Here is a 17,065-nt window from a genome sequence, read left to right on the forward strand (position 1 = left end):
CTTATCCTCCCAGTATCTTAACTTCCTGCTGTAACATGACGCCGGAAGTTTCAAAAACTCTTTTTTTGATAAACTCTATCAATTCAATTACATCCGCCGCCGTAGCCGTTCCCGTGTTGATAATAAAACCGCAGTGCTTGTCAGACACCCTCGCACCACCTATCTGGAATCCCCTGAGGCCTGCCTCTTCTATCAGCTTTCCGGCGTAATAACCTTCAGGCCTTTTAAAAATGCTGCCTGCACTTGGAAAGTTCAAAGGCTGTTTTTCCCTTCTCCTACGGTTCAGTTCTCTCATCTTATCCCGTATTTCATCCCTGTTTCCGCCACTGAGCCTCATTTTCACCTCAAGGACAATCAGACTTTCGGTTTGTATTCTGCTTGTCCTGTAACCAAACTGGAGTTCTTCCGCGCAAAGATGCACCAGATTCGCATCTTTGTCAAGGCATGTGACTTCCAGAACCACATCTTTCATTTCACCGTCATAGGCGCCGGCATTCATTGTAACCGCTCCGCCCACCGTTCCGGGAATCCCAGCTGCAAATTCAAGGCCGGAAAGTGAATGATCACAGGCCAGATTGGAAACCAGAACAAGAGGTGCTCCTGATTTCGCGGTAATAATATCCTCTTCTACCGATGTTGACGAAAAATTGTCCGACAATTTTATTATAACTCCGTCATATCCCGTATCATGGACTATAAGATTTGTCCCATTTCCGATAACGTAATATGGAACATTGTTCTCATTTAGGTATTTTATAACATCCCGGATTTCCTCCACGCCTGACGGAAGCAACATCATTTTAGCCTTTCCGCCTACCCGCATGGAAGTATGCTCTTTCATCGGTACATCCAGTAAAATCTGCTCATCTTTCAGGATTTTCCTTATTTCATTCATGGCGTTCATTACCATTTCACTATCCATAGTCCAATACTCCGTAATACCGTGGTCTTTCAGTCACTAATCACCGTTCATATTTCTCATTGAATTTCTCTCAATTTCCCGCATTACTCTTTCATTTAAAACCTTCGCTGCGTTATAACCCATTTTTTTTTGCCGGTGATTCATTGCCGCAACCTCAATGATAATCGCCAGGTTTCTTCCCGGTCTTACAGGAATTGTTAGTGAAGGAACCTTAATTCCCAGTATTTCTGTATACTCGTCGTTAATCCCCAGCCTGTCATACTGCTTATTTGTATCCCACAGCTCCATGTTGACAACCAGATTTATATTCTCGGTCATCTTAACCGCGCCGACACCGTACAGGTTTTTTACGTCAATTATACCCACTCCGCGAATTTCTATAAAATGCCTTATAATATCAGGAGAACTTCCTACAAGCGTTCTGTTGGATACCTTCCTGATTTCCACAACGTCATCGGCGACAAGGCGATGACCGCGCTTTACAAGTTCCAAAGCAGTTTCGCTTTTTCCTACTCCGCTCTCGCCAAGCATCAAAACCCCTTCGCCGTATACCTCCACCAAAACCCCGTGCATTGTTATTCGGGGTGCAAGTTCGACATTCAGATACAAAATTAAATAACTTGCAAACCTTGAAGTTTCCTCGTCGGTCCGCAGAAGCGGAACCCCGTACTCAGTAGCCAGTTCCACCATTTCGGGAAAAGGCTCTTTTCCCCTTGCAATGATAACACACGGGAAATCGTGCTTAAAAAAAGCCTTAAGGCTTGCATACCTTTCTTCATACGAGAGCGAGGCAAGATAAGCCATTTCAACAGTACCGATAATCTGAATTCTTTCGGTATCACAATATTCGTAAAACCCGGCCAGCTGAAGTCCGGGACGGTTTATATCCGATGTTTTTATCAAAATGTCGTGTGAACCGGGCACATAATTCAGTTCTTCCAGCTTAAATTCACTTATTATTCTTCCTAATGTAACATTATATGAAGAGTCTGACATATTTATCACCTGCAGGTTTCCCTTCATTCCTTTCCTTTATATTGACTTTTACGAATTAAGGATATTAAGAACTACGTCACCCATTTCATCCTTTTCGCAGACCGTTTTGTGAAGTATTTCTTTCCTGTCCAGATCTTTTAATCCTTTTGGTATCTCCCAGCCGGTTTTTTCCGAAAGCAGCCTCAGAAGTCCGAACTCGTCAAGCCCTTCGGTTTCGTCACCGAACAGAGCCTTTGCTACGCTGCCGCTGAACTTGAACGGGCTTGCGGTGGAAACGATTACGGTCTGAGTAAGATCTCCGCTATATATTACATACTTGTCATAAACGTCCATCGCCACTGCAGTGTGAGTATCCAATACATAACCATAATCCTTGTAAACGCTTCTTATGCAGGCGAGGGTTTCATTATCACTCGAATATCCTCCCCAGAATATTTCCTGAATTTTTCCCTTAATTGTTTTGTTCACCGTATAATAACCCTTTTCGTTGAGGTCGTTCATATAACCGCGTATAAGCCCGGCATCTTTTCCTCCGAGTTCAAAAAGCAGCCTTTCAAGATTACTGGAAATAAGTATATCCATTGACGGAGACAGAGTTTTATGGAATTCCCTTCTCCTGTCATATGTTCCTGTAATAATAAAGTCGGTAAGTATATTATTTTCATTTGATGCACATATAAGCCTGTTCACAGGCAGCCCCATTTTCATCGCATACCATGCCGCAAGAATATTCCCGAAATTACCTGTCGGAACCACAAAATTTATCTTCTCTCCGGGTTCAATGATTTTATCCTTCAATAAATCCGCATATGCGGAAAAATAATATACAATCTGCGGAACCAGTCTTCCCCAGTTTATCGAGTTCGCCGATGAAAACCTGAAACCTTTGTCCTGTATCTTATCACATATGTTTTTGTCATTGAAAATCTTTTTTACGCCGCTCTGAGTATCGTCGAAATTCCCGTTTACGGCTATAACATTCGTATTTTTGCCTGTCTGAGTAACCATCTGAAGTCTCTGGATTTCACTTACTCCGCCGTTTGGATAGAATACAATGATATACGTGCCGTCGACGTCTGCAAATCCTTCAAGTGCAGCCTTGCCTGTATCACCGGATGTAGCCGTAAGTATAACTATTTTTGAATTTTCTCCTGTTTTCTTGATGGCTTTTACCATAAAGTGCGGAAGTATTTGCAAAGCCATATCCTTAAAAGCACAGGTAGGGCCGTGCCAGAGCTCAAGCATATGAAGATGCTCGTGCAGATGTACAAGAGGAGTAACCTCGGGAGATGAAAAATTATTCCCATAGGCTTTCTTTACGCATTCTTCCAATTCTGCCCTGTCAAAATCGGTCAGAAAAAAAGAAAGTATTTTTTCTGCTCTTTGCCGGTAATTATCACTAACCAAATTTTCAATAAACTTTAAATCAACAGTTACGTCATCTTCCGGAACAAACAGCCCGCCGTCAGGCGCAATACCCATTTTAATTGCTTCCGAAGAAGTAACGCCGGAAAATCCACCGCGTGTGCTTCTGTACCTCATATGTACCCTTCTTTCAGTTTCACTCTCCTGTAAACTAATGATAATATAATATAAAATACATAAAAAATCAAAAAATTTTTATGTATTTACAATACAGCATTGTTACAAGCCTGTATTAATTTTGTTAACGAATTGTTCATAACTTTAATCTTATCTTAATGGTAATTTTATCATGAATATGCTATACTTTAATCACGATGATTTATTTAACTTTTTTTCATTTTGTTCCTCCTTTTAATATAGATCCTTGATCTGAGTTTATATGAGATGATCTTGAAAAGCACATTGAATATAATGCTATCATATTCATAAGTACATAGTTGAATGTGCTTTTTTTTTATCTTTTTTTCCGCATCAGTATTCGACTTTTATAAGTTTTGCATTCGGTCTTTCAAAAACCACTGTGCCAAGGCCCATAAGTTTTTTTTCGTTTAATTCCGGAAATGTTTCATGCTCGGTTTTTCCTATAACGATATACTCCACACTGTATTTTCTGAGAAGTTCCTTCGTCATTTCCAAATCGTCGGATTCATAAATTGCTTTTACATCGCTTATGCGTTCCTGAATCAGTGTAATATCACCCCTCCACAGCCATTCATGAGTATACCAGCCCTGGATTGTGGGAAGACCTGTGGCCATTGATATTCTGCAATTATATGTGTAACTGTCCCCGTTAGCCTCAAGTACAACGGGCTGGCCCTGAACGTTTTCGCGCAGCCAGCAAACAAGCTCGTAATCGTCGGGATTGCTGTTTTTCATAAAAGCCAGTCCGTCCAGACCTTCATATTTCTGCGGATCTAAATTCTTATACCAGCTGGGTATTGCATAAAAAGGATAAATCATTGGCAGAATTACCATAATAACGGTGAGCGCTTTCGCCAAGACAAGTTTCGGTTCTTTGTATATTGATTTTCTGATGCGGATAAAGATATAGCCGCAAGCCAGACCAAACATTATAAAAGCCTGATAAGTCAGCTTGAACATGGTATTGGCTCGTGCATATCCGTTTTCATATATATCCTTCACGTAAACAATCTCAGGAATAAGAACCAGACCCATTGCGGACACGCAAAGGATCACGGCAAAAACGTCCCCGGTTGAAAATTTCTCCAGAACGTTTTTTATTCTTACGGTAAAAGTAAGCTCATTCCGTGCTTTGAGCCTTTCCGTTCCCCTTAATCTTTTCCATGCCGTGTTCTGTTCGGCATAGAGAATTGCAATAAAGAATACTATTACAAATGTAAGCTGATAGCCCCACAAAACAAGCAGCTGGTGCGGTAAGGAATGGTTTCTTGCCAGGCGTACCGTGGAAGCTATCTTTTCGAAAGACAGGTTAAAAGGAAGCGCAAACAGGAGCGACAGCAGCAGCACCGCAACAAAACGCAAAACGGTTACAACAGTTGTTTTTTTGCGAAAACCGTAATTTCGTATTCCTGCGCATATAAATACAAACAGCGTAACAGTCAGATAAATCGGAAAATCCCAGTAATTGGACATCTGGAAAATACAAATGAAAAGCGAGATTAACAATATTTCGGGGAAAAAGATTTCATTAAGACGGTATTTATCATCCTGATTGCCCAAGGTTTTACGCTGCAATTTTCCGAACACGGCCAGAAGTACCCCAATCAGCGTCAGGACAAAAATCATGTTAATTACGTGAGCGTGCAAATCGGACACCACAAAAGAATAAACGGGAAATTCATGAATTGTTTTGTCGTCTGTCGGAGGATTATAGCCGATATATCTTGTCGCATCGGGAAACCAGTATTTGTCCCCTTCCTTTGTAAATTTGGCAAGAAATCCGTAAAAAAAGGAATGCAGGTTACCGCCGATCGAAACAAGAACGGCCGCAATTAATCCTCCTGCAACAGCGGGGCATTCTCCCTCAATTCCGTGTTCCCTGAGCATGTTAGAAACAATCGTAAAACAAAGGGCCATGCTGAAGGCAAAAAGGGTCGCCATCATGACGTTATAGGAAATTTCGGTTTCAAGGCCGCTGAGTCTGGTCAGAAACGCCGTAACATACTGTCCGAAATAATAGTAATTTATTGGTTTTCCCGCAAACCACATATCCTTCGGCGGAACATAACCCGAACGGAGTATGCTGTTTACAAAACCATAGTCCATAAATTTTTCAAGACCTTCTATTTTTGGGTTAAATCCTCTGAGATATGTCCAGAAACTTAATGAGAATAAAAAGAGCCCCTCACCGGTAAAAACCCAGAAAAACGTGTCTTTATCAATGATGCCTGAAATGTTCCGGTAAAATTTCTTCCACCCAAAAAACACCACATAAACAGCCAAACCCGCTGCCACTGTAACAGACCAGCAGTGGGCCGGGGTTATATCCAACAATTTGGCATATGAGAGAAGCCAGAATATAAACGAACTTATGGCAAGCCCGATAATTTTTGAGAACATAAAGCCTTTATCGGTAAAGGTGGAAAAAATACGAAACGTCATCGGCAAAAATAAAAAACCAATAAATAAAAAAACAGCCCACCATTTCAGCACATATATAAACTCATTTTTTAATTTGATTCCCCATAATACCATAGACAACGGCAGCAAAAAATACGATAAGCATTTAACCAAAAATTCTGGGAAAGCCTTTGTTTTTTCCATTTGTTTGCCTCCCGTCAGTAACCTGTACCTGTTTTTTCAGCCAAAGCCGTATACTCATATTTTTCAACGAAATCGGCAACGTTATTATAACAGTTTGTCAAGTAATACTCAAGCGTTGGAAATTCCGGTTTGAACTATAGTTTTCCAAATGATATAATATTTTCTAAAGTATTGATAATAATTTATTTGGTTTTACTTGAAAAAATATATTCAAGGTATACACTTAAAGTGTAAATAAAACGGTAAACTGCTTCATTTTGATTAGGAGAGTTTGTGATGAGCGGAATACGAATGATTAAGGAAAAAATAACCAATGAATTCTTAAGTCCTGAATTTATAGGAAAATTCACCAGATACATCATTGTAGGAGTTTCAACTTTCACAATAGAATACGTCCTTTTTCTTGTTTTCAGAAAAATCTTACCGGTTCCCGACGTTGTCGCCAATATAATTGTCTACACATTCATATTCTGGTTCAATTTTCTTTTAAACAAATTTTTTACTTTCAAATCCCGAAAAAACTTTAAGAAGCAGCTGTTATCTTACGGATTGCTGTTTTTGTTCAACATGGTTGTCGGAAACGTACTCCTTTTTATGGCAATAACTCAGCTTTTGAAAGGACTTTTTCCCGACACACCGTGGATACCTTATTACCTGCCCAAAATTGTAATAATGATATTTATTGTGTCCTGGAATTTTATACTATATAATAAGGTCATTTATAAGGAATAAAAACATAACCGGGGGAAATATTCATGGCTTTGCTGTATATATGCCTTTCAGTCTGCGTCGGAGCGGGAATTATACTGAGTCTTAAACCATACTGGAAAACCGGAATGGAATTTCTGAACAGACCAAACAGGCCAGTAAGCCCAATTTTCGTATTTCTACCGTCCGCATATCTTATCGGAACTTTAATACTTTCATGGATAACGTATTTTTTGGCACTGGCTTTCAAAAACTATGAAAAACCGTTATTTTACGCAAACACAATATCTTTTGTCATCGCCGTTGTGTTTTTAACGTTTCTTTTTCTGTCACACCGCGAACGGGTTAAAAGGTTGGTTTACGAAACAAAAAAATACGGAATAAGTCTTAACATCAAAGGCACCGAATGGTTTGTTCTAATCTCTTCCGTCGTTTTTTGGACCTTTTTCATATGCCGTTCACTGTATCTGGACGGCAGTTATCTTCGTGTGGGAGTATCGGCATTCAGCGATTTTGGCGCTCATCTTCCTGTAATCCGTTCGTTTTCGGTGGGAAAAAACTTCCCGGCGCAATATCCTCATTTCCCCGACGGTACCATGCGTTACCATTTCATGTTTTATTTCATGGCTGGAAATCTTGAGTTTCTGGGCTTAACCCTTCCGCAGGCATTAAACATTCCGAGCGTTCTTTCCCTTGTAAGTTTCAGTATGCTCCTTTATGCCCTTTGCGTTTTTCTTACGAAAAAAACTCAGGCCGGCGTTTTGTCCTGCTTTCTGTTCGCCTTCCGTAGCTCATTCGCTTTTTTCACGTACAGAAATGGTTTCTCAAGCATTAAGGACTTTATCCATGCAGTGGCAAACAACCTTAATGCCGACGGAACTTACAGGGAACATATAGGCAATACTCTCCACGAAGACTGGGGATTATGGGCTCAGAAAGTATACATAAATCAGCGCCATCTTGCCTTTGCTTACGGACTTTTTATCATTGTTCTTTTCCTGATGATTCCTTTTTTCGTCGAAACCGTGGAATATGCAGTCAAGTCTTTGCAACCGGCGAAATCAGAAAAATCCGGCTTGAAAAACAATAAAAAGCCGTTTGGCGACTACATAAAAATAATCCTTTTTTCACGGCAAGCGTGGGCAGTCAGGTCAATATTACCATGCGTTCTTTCCGGAATAATCCTTGGTCTAATGGCATACTGGAACGGTGCGGTTGTTATTGCCGGCATTTCGGTATTGTTCATAATGGCCGCACTTTCGATGCATAAGCTGGGATACCTTGTTACTGCAATAATCACATTTGCTCTTTCGGTTTTTCAGACAAGGTTTTTCACCGCCAGCAATACCGGAGTGGTATCGGTGAAATTTAATCCGGGATTTCTCGCTGAATCAGGTAGCTTGAAAGACATCGCAGCCTATTATATCGAATTGCTGGGAGTTTTCCCTTTTATCCTTACGGGTGTTTTCATATTTCATTGCGCCCGGAAAAGCAGGCACGCAGCGGTTATTATTTTAGTCATTTCCCTCTTGTTACTTATACTCTTCATACCTTCAATAGGCATATTCCGCGCCTTTTTGATAATATTATTGCTGGTTCTTTTCTATGCGGCACTAATATACCGCAGCACAAACCTGAAAGTTTGCCGGATTTCTTCATGGCTTATCCCGGTTTTTGCGGCCCCTGTAGTTCTCGCAACCACACTTCAACTAACTCCTGATGTAACCGTTAACCACAAATATATAATACTTGCCGTTATATTATTAAACATACCGGTTTCGGATTTGCTGACCGAATTTTTCAAATCGGGAACCACATTCATTGTTTCTGTCTGCCTTATATTTCTTCTTACTTGCACAGGCCTCGTGGACATGATTACCCTTTATAATCTGGACAGGAACAGCGTATCCTACAACCTGAAGGATGAACTTCTTCTGTGGGCCATGAATGAAACCCGGCCCGACGATATCTTCCTTACCCATTACATGACCCATTACGGCGCGCCTATGTCCATCATGCTTGCGGGAAGAAGCGTGTACAACGGGTATCCGTATTTTACAATAACGGCAGGTTATGACATCGCCCACAGGGAAGAATGCATGAAAAAAATTTACAGCGCTGCTGATGAGAACGAACTCAGAAACCTTGCCATCTCTGAAGGAATTGATTACATAGTTATTGAGGACCAAAACAGAAATGCGGCCGAGTATAAACTGAATGAGGAAATCTTTTATAAAACTTTCGGTGTTGCTTTTCAGAATGGCAGTATTACAATATTTAAAGTCAGGTAATTTTTTAATTTGGAGGGCGGATACATGAAAATTGCCATTATAGGTGCAGGAGCAACAGGACTTACCGCCGGTTGGAAATTATCAGAAAAAGGACACTGTGTAACCGTTTATGAGAAAAACGACAGAATAGGCGGTCTTACTTCTGTCGTTCCGGTAGGCGACGACCTTCTGGAGATTTATTACCACCATATTTTTACAAACGACACGGTCATTATCGACGTGATTAAGGAGCTGGGGCTTGAAAAGGATTTAAAATGGTACGAACCGTCCAACGTAATTTATATAAACGAAAAAATTTATCCCTTTACATCCCCATTGGATCTGTTAATGTTCAAACCGCTGTCTTTAATAAGCAGAATTCGCATGGGGCTTATGGTAATTCACGCCTGGTTTATAAAAGATTATCTTGCCATTGAGAACATGACAGCGCGGGAATGGATTATCCGGCACGGCGGTGAAGAATGCTACAGGCTTGTCTGGGAACCGCTGCTGAATTCCAAGTTTGACTTCGACAGTGACAAAATATCCGCAACGTGGATATGGAACAAATTCAAACTCCGAGGGTCAAGCAGAGGCAAAAACATTAACAAAGAATTGCTTGGGTACATGGACGGAAGTTTTATAAAAATATATAACAAAATAGCTGAAAGAATAAAAGCAAATAAGGGCGAGATCCGCCTTAACGACGGTGTTACCGAAATTTCAAAAAATTATGACAGATTCAGGGTCAGAAGTCAGTCAGGGACTGAAGAGTTCGACTCGGTAATTTTCACCGCATCTCCCGAAAGACTTTCTTATGTGATCAAAGGCATGGGCAGACAATATCTGGACAGTCTGAGGAAAATCAAATATAAGGCAAATATATGCATGATTCTTGAACTTTCCGAAAGTCTGATGCCTAATTACTGGATGACTGTGGCAGACAGGGACATACCTTTTGTTCTGGTAATAGAACACACCAATCTTGTTAAAAATCACAAATACGGTTCGCATATAGTTTACCTGTCCAGGTATCTTGACATTACAAACGAGCTGTACGGTATGGACGATGAAAGCATTAAGTCATTGTTTATTTCGGGTCTGAAAAAGATCTTTCCGGATTTCAAGGAAGAATGGATAAAAAAATACCATATCAACAGGACACGGGACGCCCAGCCCGTTGTAACAACAGGATATTCCAGACTGATTCCCGATGTGGAGACTCCAATGAAGGGGTTGTATCTTACATCAATGTCTCAGATATACCCCGAAGACAGAGGGCAAAATTACGCCATATTGAGCGGTCTTGAAATTTCACGGCGTTTTCCCGCCGTTGAGGAATAGTCCAAATTCATAAAACAGAAAGAAAGGAAGATTCTATGGATATTCTGTGCTCAGTGGTAGTTCCGATGTACAATGAAGAAGCCGTTGCGCGCGAAACCTACAGAAGGCTTACAGAGGTTATGGAAAAAATCGGCTGCGCTTATGAAATTATTTTTGTAAATGACGGAAGCAGGGACAGAACTGCAGAAATATTAAATGAAATATGCGACATGGACAAACGCGTTAAACTCGTTAATTTCTCCAGGAACTTCGGTCATCAGATTGCAATCACCGCGGGCACCGATTATGCCTCGGGCCAATGCGTGGTGATAATAGACGGGGATCTGCAGGATCCTCCCGAACTCATTCCTGAAATGATAGAAAAATGGAAAAGCGGTTATGACGTTGTATATGGAAAGCGAATTTCAAGAAAAGGAGAAACTCTCTTCAAAAAATTCACTGCAGCGGCGTATTACAGGTTCCTCAGAAGCATGACCGATGTCAGCATCCCGGTGGACACAGGCGATTTCAGGCTAATAGACAGAAAAGTCTGCGATGCGTTAAAACAGGTAAGGGAGCGCAACAGATATGTAAGAGGACTTATAAGCTGGCTTGGATTCAGGCAGACGGCCATTGAATTTGAAAGGGAAGAACGTTTCGCCGGCGAAACAAAATATCCGTTAAAGAAAATGGTTAAACTCGCCCTTGACGGAATTACGACTTTCTCGTACAAACCGCTTAAACTGGCGTCTTATATCGGTTCCATTATTTCAGCCGTAAGTTTTATATATCTTATTTACGTTGTCGTTAAGAGAATATTCTTTCCTGAAACCGTTCAGCCGGGATGGGCATCAATCCTCGCAGTAAGCCTGTTTTTTAACGGAATAACCCTTTTAATGCTTGGCATAATCGGCGAATACATCGGCCGCATTTATGATGAAGTAAAGGCAAGACCTCTGTACGTCGTTAAGAACACAAGAAATTTTGACAATGAAAAATGAAATCAAAAAAGAACATCAGTTGACTTTATTCCGCTCCGCATAACCATTCCACGCAGAAAACGGTTATACATTGCGGGGCATTTCAGATTTTTGCCCAGAAGTTTTAATTTAAGCGTTCTGACCGATTTCGAATAACGGCGCTGAAAACCGTTAATTCCTTCATTTAAAGCGTCTGCAAGACAGTAAGCGCTTTTTAAGGCATAACTTATGCCTTCTGCCGAACTGGGGCTTATAAAACCCGCCGCTTCTCCGACCAGCGCGCAATAATCATTTCCGGTTATAATTGATGAAATATCACCCGGCCTTAATATCAGTGCCCCTTCCCTGAATATTTTTTTCCCATAAACCAACCCTCTGTCCCTGAGTTTCATTTTAAACATTCTGAAACGGTCAAGGGCAAGGTTGTTCATTTTCAAAGCCGAACCTATTATCAGAACATTTCCCTTTGTTATGGTCCATGAATAAAAATCAGTTATTGTAGAATCAAAAATAACGTTATACCACGGCATGGATTTGTCAAATTCAAACCATTCCTGGACAGCTACATAAGTTTCCGGCATTTTTTTGCCGGGAAAAACATATTTTCTTACCATGGAATGCCCGCCGTCGGCGCCTATTATTACCTTCGCGTATTCGGTAAAGGTTTTTCCCTGGTATGTAAATGAAAATTTTACCCCTTCACCGGTATATTCACAGTTCTTGAACGTACAGCCAAGGGCCAGATCAACGCTCTTCGGCACCTGTGACAAAAGCCACTGTTCAAAAACAAGCCTGTCCATATTGAAATAAAAACGCTGATAGTATCGTTCAAGATTATTGTCGAAATCTAATGTCCTGACCAAGAAAAGCTGAGGATCCACCAAAACCGACGATGGTATTGCCATACCCATCCTGCCAAGAATTTTCTGAGCATCGGGTGCCAATAAACCGCCACAGCATTTTGAATTACAGTTTTCCGAAAGTATATCCCTTTTATCAAGAAGAATAACCTTATACTTTTTGTCCAAAAGTTTTGCCAGAGTACAGCCAGCAGGCCCGGCCCCAATTATAGCTATATCGTATGGCATATGTAACCTCTTTTGTTATAGTTTGCAGATTTCGGATTAAATAAAAATACGATGTGCATCATACACATCGTATTTGGTGGGAGAGGGCGGATTCGAACCACCGAAGCTATACAGCAACAGATTTACAGTCTGCCCCCTTTGGCCACTCGGGAACTCTCCCATATTCATTTATTTTATTTATACCGTAAGGCGAACACTTAATATAATACAAGAGGTTTGGCTTTTTGTCAATAAAGAATTTAAAATTTTTTTATTATTATAAATTGCAATATTAAATGCCGTTATTTCTTTATGCATCGACAGAGTATAACCTGCCATGCAGTTCGGTTATAAGTTCCTGCACGGCTGAAAGCATTTGTCCTGTTTCCACTTTACGGCTGATGCTTTTATCCCTTGTCTGTATCTCGCATAAGTTTTCCTTCAGGTTTCTTGGGCTTACAATTATTCTTATCGGCACACCGAGGAGGTCGGCATCGGATAACATAACCCCTGCGCTCACGTCTCTGTCGTCATATATTGTTTCAATATTCGCCGACTGTAACTGTTCGTAAAAATAATCGGCAGTTTCCTTGACCTTTTGATCATCAGGCCGCATACAGCAAAGGTGTACCTGCCACGGTGCAATCGAAATGGGCCATATAGGTCCGTAGCCGTCATGATGCGCTTCACATACCGCCGCAGCAAGTCTTTCTATACCAATTCCGTAACAGCCCATGACGGGATAACGTAAATTACCGTTTGCATCCACATACTGCATATTCATTGATTTTGTATATTTGTCACCAAGCTGAAAGATATTCCCGACTTCTATACCCCGCGATATTGTCAGGGCGTTCTTTTGGCATCTCGGACATATACCGTTTTCCGACGCTTTCGCAAAATCGTGGTATTCTACTTTACCCAAATCCCTCTCTATGTTCAGGCCGGTATAATGGTAATCCGGAACGTTGGCTCCACAGCACAGATTTCCAATTCCCATAAGGGAACGGTCAAACAGCATCTGTACGTTTTTCAAACCGTACGGCCCGATAAAACCCGCCACAAGTCCGCTATTTTCGCCAATTACGGCAGGACGTATGCTTTCGCCGAGAAATTTCGATACTTTTGTTTCATTAACGTCCAGATCACCGCGAATAAACACAACTACATATTCACCCGTCTTTTCCTTCCAATATACAACTGCTTTGCATGAGTTTTCAACCGGTATGCCAAGAAAGCCGCAAACCTCCTCGATTGTTTTCATGCCAGGCGTATGGACCTTTACCAGAGGCGCTTCGTCACCGGCATTTTCATTTATCACTATGCTTTCGGCAGCCTCAAGGTTGGCTTTATAATCACAGTTTCTGCATATTACGATTGAATCCTCGCCCACAGGCGTGAGCAGCATGAATTCATGGGACACGCTGCCGCCCATCATGCCGGAATCCGAGGCCACGGCAATTACTTCGGGAAGCCCCACCCTCGCAAATATTCTGTAATAAGCTTCAAGGCATTTCTGATAAAAATCCTCCAGGTCCTTCTGAGAGGTGTGAAAGGAATATGCGTCCTTCATCGTAAATTCCCTTACACGTATTAAACCGCCGCGCGGCCTGGCTTCATCGCGGAATTTCGTCTGAATCTGATAAATCATAAAAGGATACCTGGTATAACTTCGTCCATATTCCCGTACAAGGTGAACGGCCGCTTCTTCATGGGTCATTCCCAGAACCATGGAATTTCCGTTCCTGTCATCAAACCTGACCAGTTCGTTTCCGATGCTGTTGTAACGCCCCGATTCCTGCCACAACCGGGCCGGCATAACAACGGGAAACAGAACTTCCTGGCCGCCAATCCTGTCCATTTCATCACGGATGATATTTTCTATTTTCCTTGTGATGCGGCGAAGAACGGTTAATGACGAGAATATACCCGACGTAACCTGTTTCATGTATCCGCCGCGCAGCATCAGCGCATGACTGTGGATTATGCAGTCTGCCGGCCTTTCCTTGAATCTTTCGCCCACCAGCTTTTCAAGCTTCATTGTTTTTACCTCCGTTTTATAGCAAAAGACTTTTCAGCTTTTCTTCAGATACCCTTTCTCCACTGCGTCGTGAAGCAGGCTCTCCACAAATTCCCATAATTTCTGCGAACTGTCCTTTATTCTGCCGTTCCTGTTAAGAACCTGATCAACGTATATGCCATGTTCCTTCCATGATTTTCCTCCTGAAAAATAATTCAAAAGTACAGGCTGCAGCCTGTCCAGCGCGGCGGCATATCTTGCTTCAGGTGTTTCCATGCGCTCGAACTCCTCCCAGAGTTCATACATCTCATTGCGCTGTTCATCAGGGAGCATAGAAAACAGGCGTTTTGCGCACTTCTCTTCCCTTTCCTTTTTATCCCGCATGGCCCTCTCGTCATAACAGTAAGTATCCCCAGCATCTATCTCAACCAAGTCATGTACCAAAACCATTTTTATTACTTTAAGCAAATCTACTTTTTCGTCCGCGTATTCAGCGAGTATAAATGCCATAACGGCCAGATGCCATGAATGTTCTGCATCATTTTCATGCCTCGATCCGTCGGTTAAATATGACTGGCGGTAAATATTTTTAAGTTTGTCGATTTCTACGATAAATGATATCTGCTGTCTCAACTTATCCATAAAAAACTCTCCTTAAAATTCAGGAGGGGGGTTTTCCCCTCCGTTGTTGTTTTTCCTATTATTATACTATCATTTCCATAATTTTTAAACTTCGATTTATAAATTCTGTCAGATCATCGGGATTCATGGGTTTCAGGCTTAGCAGCGCGATGTCATAAATCTGTTTTACCAGCAGTTTGTTCTTTTCTTCCTTTTCCTTGTCGTCAGCGCTTTCGGCAATGGATTTTACCAGTTTGTTGTTAAGGTTTATAACCAGAGTTTTTTCCGTCGGGAACATGTTGCCGGCATCTTTGCCCATGAAAATCCTGCCTATGTCATGAATACGTCTTGACTGTTCCGAAAGTAGTATTATTGCAGGCGTGGACTCGGTTTTCAGTTTTTCCACCTTAATTTTCAGATCCTTGATATTAAGTGTATCCTTAAACAGTTTTTCTATCTTTTCCGACAGCTGCTTTGTTTCGGCTTCATTCTCCTCTTTCGTCTGATCCTTGAGGCTTGACGTAATGTCCGCATCTATTCTGAGGAACTTGACGTTACTGTTCTTGGACTCAAGAAAACTTATAAAGTGATTGTCAATCAGTGCGTCCAATACCACAGCTTCCATCTGGTTGTTTTTGAATATGTTTATATACTGGGCCTGCTGGTTGACGTCGTTCACATAGTAAACAATATTTTCGTGCTTGTTCTTGTTTCTTTCAAGATACTGATTAAGTGTTACATATTCGTTGTTAATGGTCTTGAATATAATTATATCCTTCACTTTGTCGTAAAATTTCTCCTCGCGCATGCAGCCGTATTTGACAAACGGATTAATGTCATCCCAGTATTTTGTGTAATTCTCAAATTCCTTCTTATATAATATGTTAAGCTTATCTGCAACCTTCTTTATGATATGCTGTGAAATCTTTTCCACGTAACCCTCATTTTGCAGGTAACTGCGCGAGACATTCAGCGGGAGATCAGGGCAGTCAAGCATTCCTTTCAGCATAAGAAGAAATTCGGGTATTACTTCCTTTATATTATCAGCCACAAATACCTGGTTATAATATAATTTTATTTTTCCCTCCATTGTTTCAAATTCATGCTTCAGCTTCGGGAAATAAATAATTCCCTGCATTCTGAAGGGATATTCCATGTTGATATGAATCCAGAACAGCGGATCGTTGAAGTCATCAAATGCCTCGCGGTAAAACTTTTTGTATTCTTCATCGGTACAGTCCCTGGGATTTTTCTTCCAAAGCGGATTGGTGTTGTTTATCGGCTGCAAATTTTCCTTTTTAACGTCTTTTTTGTCATCATTTACCAGGTAAATTTCATATGGCAGGTATGCAAAATATTTTTTCAGAACGTCGCGCATTTTGTAAAAATCGGTATATTCAAGGCTGTCTTCGGCCATATACAGAGTAACCGTTGTACCTACGGTATTTCTGTCGGAATCGGTCATTTCATACTCCGTATCTCCCTTGCTTATCCATCGTACCGCCTGAGCGCCTTCTTGATATGACAGCGTATCTATCTGAACCTTTTCAGCTACCATGAAGGCAGAATAAAATCCCAATCCGAAATGACCTATAATCTGCTGATCATCGGTTTTATCCCTGTATTTTTCAATAAAATCCACCGCGCCTGAAAAAGCTATCTGGTTTATATATTTTTTAACTTCATCAGCTGTCATTCCAATTCCGTTGTCTATTATTTTTATCGTTTTATTTTCTTTGCTTACCGCCACCGTTATTTCAAATTTTTCATTTTCCCGTACCGGCGCTTCGCCTATATCCTGAAGCTTTTTAAGCTTGCTGATTGCATCAGCGGAGTTTGAAACCAGTTCTCTTACAAATATATCCTTTTCGGAATACAGCCATTTTTTTATTATAGGCAATATATTCTCTGTGCTGATGGAAATACTGCCCTTTTCCTGAATCATACACAAACCTCCCATTACATTTTCATCTGTTTATATGAACCCG

Annotated in this window: 12 protein-coding genes and 1 tRNA gene; 4 read left to right on the plus strand and 9 right to left on the minus strand. The window is 41.1% G+C overall.

The features are described 5' to 3' along the window. Position 1: 1 nt before the first annotated feature. From murB to CST_RS06700, 4 genes are all read right to left on the minus strand, one after another. Positions 2 to 922, minus strand: a complete 921-nt coding sequence (gene murB, locus CST_RS06685) for a UDP-N-acetylmuramate dehydrogenase (RefSeq protein ID WP_015359091.1) — start codon at positions 920 to 922, stop codon at positions 2 to 4. A gap of 36 nt (positions 923 to 958) precedes the next feature. Further along, entirely contained in the window at positions 959 to 1,918 is a 960-nt protein-coding gene (gene hprK, locus CST_RS06690) for an HPr(Ser) kinase/phosphatase (protein WP_015359092.1), read from the minus strand. A gap of 48 nt (positions 1,919 to 1,966) precedes the next feature. Then, the gene (gene thrC, locus CST_RS06695; RefSeq protein WP_015359093.1) at positions 1,967 to 3,460 is read right to left on the minus strand and encodes a threonine synthase; all 1,494 of its coding nucleotides are present in this window, start codon (positions 3,458 to 3,460) and stop codon (positions 1,967 to 1,969) included. A gap of 354 nt (positions 3,461 to 3,814) precedes the next feature. After that, positions 3,815 to 6,088: a DUF2298 domain-containing protein gene (locus CST_RS06700; RefSeq protein ID WP_015359094.1), complete on the minus strand. Its 2,274-nt coding sequence runs from the start codon at positions 6,086 to 6,088 to the stop codon at positions 3,815 to 3,817. Positions 6,089 to 6,364: 276 nt separating this feature from the next. On the opposite strand from CST_RS06700, the gene CST_RS06705 reads away from it, so the two are divergent. The 4 genes from CST_RS06705 to CST_RS06720 are packed head-to-tail and all read left to right on the plus strand — an operon-like array spanning position 6,365 to position 11,390. Beyond that, a complete protein-coding gene (locus tag CST_RS06705; RefSeq protein ID WP_015359095.1) occupies positions 6,365 to 6,820 on the plus strand; it encodes a GtrA family protein in 456 nt (151 codons plus the stop codon). A 23-nt stretch (positions 6,821 to 6,843) separates the two neighbouring features. Then, entirely contained in the window at positions 6,844 to 9,087 is a 2,244-nt protein-coding gene (locus CST_RS06710; protein ID WP_015359096.1) for a hypothetical protein, read from the plus strand. A gap of 24 nt (positions 9,088 to 9,111) precedes the next feature. After that, positions 9,112 to 10,410 (plus strand): NAD(P)/FAD-dependent oxidoreductase, encoded by a 1,299-nt coding sequence (locus CST_RS06715; protein ID WP_015359097.1) that lies wholly within the window; start codon positions 9,112 to 9,114, stop codon positions 10,408 to 10,410. A gap of 35 nt (positions 10,411 to 10,445) precedes the next feature. After that, on the plus strand, positions 10,446 to 11,390 hold the full coding sequence (locus CST_RS06720; protein ID WP_015359098.1) for a glycosyltransferase family 2 protein: 945 nt from the start codon (positions 10,446 to 10,448) through the stop codon (positions 11,388 to 11,390). Positions 11,391 to 11,392: 2 nt separating this feature from the next. On the opposite strand, the gene CST_RS06725 is transcribed toward CST_RS06720, so the two are convergent. From CST_RS06725 to htpG, 5 genes are all read right to left on the minus strand, one after another. Continuing rightward, entirely contained in the window at positions 11,393 to 12,457 is a 1,065-nt protein-coding gene (locus CST_RS06725; protein ID WP_015359099.1) for an FAD-binding protein, read from the minus strand. A 74-nt stretch (positions 12,458 to 12,531) separates the two neighbouring features. Then, positions 12,532 to 12,617 (minus strand) — tRNA-Tyr (locus CST_RS06730). Between the two features lie 129 nt (positions 12,618 to 12,746). Continuing rightward, positions 12,747 to 14,477, minus strand: a complete 1,731-nt coding sequence (locus tag CST_RS06735; RefSeq protein WP_015359100.1) for a proline--tRNA ligase — start codon at positions 14,475 to 14,477, stop codon at positions 12,747 to 12,749. A gap of 33 nt (positions 14,478 to 14,510) precedes the next feature. Further along, positions 14,511 to 15,098, minus strand: a complete 588-nt coding sequence (locus CST_RS06740; protein ID WP_015359101.1) for an HD domain-containing protein — start codon at positions 15,096 to 15,098, stop codon at positions 14,511 to 14,513. Positions 15,099 to 15,159: 61 nt separating this feature from the next. Continuing rightward, complete coding sequence (htpG, locus tag CST_RS06745) at positions 15,160 to 17,022, minus strand: molecular chaperone HtpG (RefSeq protein ID WP_015359102.1); 1,863 nt, start codon at positions 17,020 to 17,022, stop codon at positions 15,160 to 15,162. Between the last annotated feature and the right edge of the window lie 43 nt (positions 17,023 to 17,065).

Source organism: Thermoclostridium stercorarium subsp. stercorarium DSM 8532 (assembly GCF_000331995.1).
GTDB classification, from domain to species: Bacteria; Bacillota; Clostridia; order DSM-8532; family DSM-8532; genus Thermoclostridium; species Thermoclostridium stercorarium.